Raw genomic sequence first — 4,289 nt, 5'->3', positions numbered from 1 at the left:
CCCCACCGGCGTCGTCCGCACCGGACGCGGAGAACTCGGCGTCGTCCGCACCGGACGCGGAAAGCTCGGCGTCGTCGGCACCGGACGCGGACATCGCGGACCTGCCGAAGGCGACCGAGCCGGAGCACGACACCGCCGACCCGGCAGAAGTCGAACAGGCACCGGAGCCGGCGGGCAAGGCGGCCACCGACGCGACGCAGACCTCGGCCGAGCCGAGCGCAGCCGCCATCGACGCGCCACCGCGCCCACCCGGATCGGACCCGGCCGCCGCCGACCCGCCGCAGACCCCGGCCCCACCGGACCCGGGCACCGCCGACCCGCCGCAGACGGCATCCGGGCCGGACCAGGCCAGCGCCGACCCGCCGCAGACCTCAACCCCACCGGACCTGGGCACCACCGACGCGCCGCAGGCCCCGGCCCCACCGAAGCCGGCTGCCACCGATCCGCCACCGGCGGGGCCGGACGCCGGTGCGCCGCCGCGCGAGCGGGGGGTGGTGCCGACGACGCCGCTGCCCCGTCCGGCGCTGGCCACCGAGGACCGCCGGGCGGCGGGGTACGGTCCGATGTGGTTGAGCGCGGGGCAGCAGGTCAACGCCGAGCAGTTCGAGGCGTTCGTGGTCATCCCGGTGGACACCCGGTCGGTCGCCGAGGGGATACCCACCGCCGAGTTGTTCCTGCTGGCGTTCCTGGATCCCCGGTCGGTGCCGGAGGGTGACCGGCTGCTGCGGGTCCGGGTGGAACCGGGCGGTGCGATCCCGATGGAGGTGTTGCAGGCCCGGCTGCCCGCGCGCCTGCAACACCTGCGTGGCCTCCGCGAGGCGTACCTGCTGCCGGCGGCACGCCTGGACCGGGCCCGTGCGGTGGACACCTTCGACATGGACCGCGCCGGTCAGCTGACGCCGGCCGGCGAGGGCCCAGAGGCGTCGCTGCGGATCCGGTGCGCCTCCCCCGCCCGCTCGATCGCCGGCCTGCCCAACGACGTACGACGCTGGCCCACCCTGAGCACCCGGCGGGCGTACGCTCTGCTGCCGGCGAACCGGGCCCGCCTGCCCCGGCACTGGCTGCGGCTGCACCGCAGCCTTCCCCCGGTGCGCCCGGGACGGCTGCTGCTGGAGCTGCGGGTGCCGAGGAACCGGGCGATCGACGTGACGTCAACCGCCGACCTGCTCACCCCACTCACCCGGGTCCGTTCCCGGGCACACGCGCTGCGTGCCGCCGAGGTGGAGTTGATCCTCAGCAGCCGCTCCTACCGCCGGGTGCGGGTGCACCGCGCCTATCGCGCCGAAGCTGGCACCTGGCAGCGAGTGCCGAAGCTGGAGAAGGGGCCGCTGTCCACAGTCGTACCCCACCTCAGTCGCTGACGCCCCACTGAGCCCGCGCCACCGCGCAATCCCGCCGACCCGCCGAGCCCGCCGGCCCGCCGAGCCGGCCGCCCCGCCGAGCCGGCAACTTCGGCGAAGATGCTGCCTCACCCCGCTGCCCTTCCCGCAACTTCGGGGAAGATGCTGCCTCACGCCTGCGACGGTGGTCCCAGATGCCACTGGTCGTGCGCCACCAGCCAGGCGAACGCCTGCGCCCACGGCCGACAACGACGACGCCGACAACGCGGACACCAACTGGTGCCGGAAGCACGACGGTGCTCCTCCAGGACCCGCCACCACCCCACCGCCGCACTCACCACTAACCTCGAGCGGCGGCGAGCACGGCGACCGGCACCAGGATCTCGACACACGGCGACGGACACTCCACCACCACCAGACAGCAACTGATGTCGTGCGCGTGGACCCACGCCCACGCCGGATCCGCCGCCGGATGAACGGCGACCAGGTCGATGATCTCCCGGCTGGTGCCGGGACGGCCGGGGCAGAGTTGCCACTGGCCCGGCTCGACTGTTATGCGAGTGCCAGGGGCTGGTCGGGGAAGGTCATCAGCGCTGCTCACGACGTCGCCTCCGGCCGGGCACCACCCGGGTCGTGTCGTCGAGCGGCGTACGCTCCGCCTCCGCCTGATCCAGAATCCGCCGCCGGGCGGCCTCCTGCTCAGCGACCTGAACGGCGGGCCGCGCGACGCAACCCGGGGCAGGAACGGTGGGCTGTCGGCGGATCCAGCGCCGCGCCCAACGAACGAACATCATCGGTACCTCCCTCACCTCGACCGAGAGCGGCAGCGGTACCGATGCGCGTGACCGTTGGGAAGGCACCGCCGCCGCCAGATGCCGGTCGAGAAGGGGAACTCGACCAACACCCACAAGCATCGTCCGATGACAGCGCGTGCCCGGGTCAGAGGCTCGGTGTCCGTTACGGCGTCACGGACAGGCCCAGGTCACGGACAGCCGCGTCGACCTGCTCGGCCAGCCGGCGCGAAGCGGTCGCCACGGCGATCGACCGTGCCCGCTCCAGCACCTGACGCGCCGAGCCGCTGTCACCGGCCCGCCCGTGGGCGACAGCCAGGTGTACGAGGTGCCGGCCGTGCCAGTCGGCGCCCTCGGCTGCCTCGTCCACCCCGGCTGTGCCGGCGGTCAGCAACTCGACCGCCCGGTCATTGGCCCGCGCGTCCCGGTCACCCAGGTGCCGCCACACGATCCCCTGCTGCACGGCATAGAAGGCGGGGGTGTACCAGTACCCCCACGCGGGCAATGGCGTCTCCGCCGCCTCAATGGCCAGGTCCGCGGCTCGCTTCAGCATGTGCCGCACCTCGGCCGGGGACGCCCCGGCCATGGCCAGGCCCCGAGCCTCCTGGCCGGCAGAGTACGCGCGCAACGCCGTGTTGGCGTTCGGGTCACAGCGGGCAGACCGGGACAGCCCGATCATCTCCGGCAGGTCGCCGCGACCCTCCGCCCGGTGGCCCTGGAAGGACAGCACCGTCGCGGTCAGGTCGGCGTTGCCGGCCTCGGTGGACCATTGCAGCCCGTGGTCCAGCCAGGCGCGGGCGGTCCGGTCGTCGCCGTGGGCGATGCCCAGCCAGCCGGCGAACTGCGCCCACTGCGCGGCGACGTCGACCACCCCCGGGCGTACCCGATGGTCGGCTTCTCGCAGCAGCGACACGATGGTGTCGAGCTGGGCGCGTACGGACGGCAGCACGGCGGCGGCGCCGATGGAGTCCTCCAGCCGCCGGTAACCGGCCAGCACGTCACCAAAGGCACGCACGGCGGCCAGGTCGACACGGCGCGGGTGCGTGGCGACGTACGCGGCCCGATCTCCACCGTCGGGGGCATCGACGACCAGCCCCGCGAGAATGCCCCCGGCATCGAGTGCGGCATCGAGGCGGGCGGCCACGTCGACGGCGGGTCGGGTCTGCCCGGTCTCCAGCTGGTGGATGACGCTCTTGCCGTAGTTCGCCGCGGCCGCCAACTGGCGCAGCGACAGGCCACGGTCACGGCGCAGTCGGGCCAGCTCGGCGGGGAAGCGTGGGTCGACGATGGTGTGCGCGCGTGGCGGCATGGCGGCGCTCCCAGGTAGTGGTCTGGGCGGCGGCGCTGCCGACCGCTACAACCGGCTGGCCGCCACGGTCGACGGTACCGTGTGGTGGGTGTCGTCGACCGTGGCGGCGGCAGGGAGAGCGGACGCTGAGAATCGAGACGGCTGCCTAGCTCTCGACGTCGAGCTGAACCGACCACCGGCTGTTGGCGACCGGACCGATCACCATCGGTACGCAACGACTGTCGGCGGCGAGTTCACGTATCCCGGCTCCGGCGGCCGTGATGACCACGTACGGCTCGTCTCCGTCGTCCGGCTCGGGTAGCCGGGCGAGGCTGCGGCTGCCGGCGACGGACTCGGCACCGAGCGCGTCACCGACCACGGTGACCTCGATCCCATCCGCGTGCAACTGCCGGGCGTACGCCGCGGCCAGCCGGCGGCACTCCGCCATGGTGCCGACCAGTGTGAACACGTCAGGTGCCCGCCCGAGGTCGACCTGGAGCCGCCACGGGCCCTTGCGTCCCAGCACCAGCGGTACGGCTGCCGCCGGTGCCGACTCGTCGTCGGCGAGCCAGGCGTAGGCGGGGGTGGTCGGGCCGGTGGTAACGCCGGCCAGCCGGACCAGGGTCGGACCGACCTCGGTGTGCACGTCGGCCCGGACGTACGGCACATCGCCGTCGACGGGCAACGCGGGCCGGGGTGGCACGGGTCCGTCCGTACCCTCGGCTCTGCCCTGCTCACCTGTTGGTCCGGTCGCTGCCGGCGGCCCCAAGGGTGCGCGGACAGCTGCCTTTCCGGCGAACGGCGGCCATTCGGGCGGTGGCGCCGCCGGGGCGTGCGGGCCGACCGAAGCCGAGGGCGCGGGGGGTGGAG

The 4,289-nt window shown here is 73.9% G+C and carries 4 protein-coding genes and 1 pseudogene; 1 reads left to right on the top strand and 4 read right to left on the bottom strand.

Annotated elements, in window-relative coordinates; genetic code table 11:
• Positions 1 to 1,361: pseudogene (locus C1I93_RS31830) on the top strand (hypothetical protein); the annotation flags it as partial.
• A gap of 319 nt (positions 1,362 to 1,680) precedes the next feature.
• On the opposite strand, the gene C1I93_RS28940 reads toward C1I93_RS31830, so the two are convergent.
• The 4 genes from C1I93_RS28940 to C1I93_RS28925 all read right to left on the bottom strand — a co-directional run bounded on the left by C1I93_RS28940 (position 1,681) and on the right by C1I93_RS28925 (position 4,122).
• Positions 1,681 to 1,941 carry a hypothetical protein gene (locus tag C1I93_RS28940; protein ID WP_111246432.1) on the bottom strand — a complete coding sequence of 87 codons (261 nt, stop codon included), beginning with the start codon at positions 1,939 to 1,941 and terminating at the stop codon, positions 1,681 to 1,683.
• A complete protein-coding gene (locus C1I93_RS28935; protein ID WP_146603607.1) occupies positions 1,928 to 2,134 on the bottom strand; it encodes a hypothetical protein in 207 nt (68 codons plus the stop codon). Before C1I93_RS28935 ends, C1I93_RS28940 begins: the two co-directional genes overlap by 14 nt.
• A gap of 163 nt (positions 2,135 to 2,297) precedes the next feature.
• Positions 2,298 to 3,440 carry a helix-turn-helix domain-containing protein gene (locus C1I93_RS28930; protein WP_111246430.1) on the bottom strand — a complete coding sequence of 381 codons (1,143 nt, stop codon included), beginning with the start codon at positions 3,438 to 3,440 and terminating at the stop codon, positions 2,298 to 2,300.
• A 145-nt stretch (positions 3,441 to 3,585) separates the two neighbouring features.
• Complete coding sequence (locus C1I93_RS28925) at positions 3,586 to 4,122, bottom strand: hypothetical protein (protein ID WP_146603606.1); 537 nt, start codon at positions 4,120 to 4,122, stop codon at positions 3,586 to 3,588.
• Positions 4,123 to 4,289 lie beyond the last annotated feature (167 nt).

The sequence above is a fragment of the Micromonospora endophytica genome, from assembly GCF_003236305.1.
Lineage (GTDB): Bacteria > Actinomycetota > Actinomycetes > Mycobacteriales > Micromonosporaceae > Micromonospora > Micromonospora endophytica.
The sequence above is the reverse complement of the archived record's forward strand: the minus strand, read 5'-3'. Positions and strand labels throughout refer to the sequence as shown.

Bases quoted from the DNA above. Each gene is read 5' to 3' on its own strand.
- C1I93_RS28935 (WP_146603607.1), bottom strand. From the start codon at position 2,134: ATGATGTTCGTTCGTTGGGCGCGGCGCTGGATCCGCCGACAGCCCACC.
- C1I93_RS28930 (WP_111246430.1), bottom strand. From the start codon at position 3,440: ATGCCGCCACGCGCGCACACCATCGTCGACCCACGCTTCCCCGCCGAG.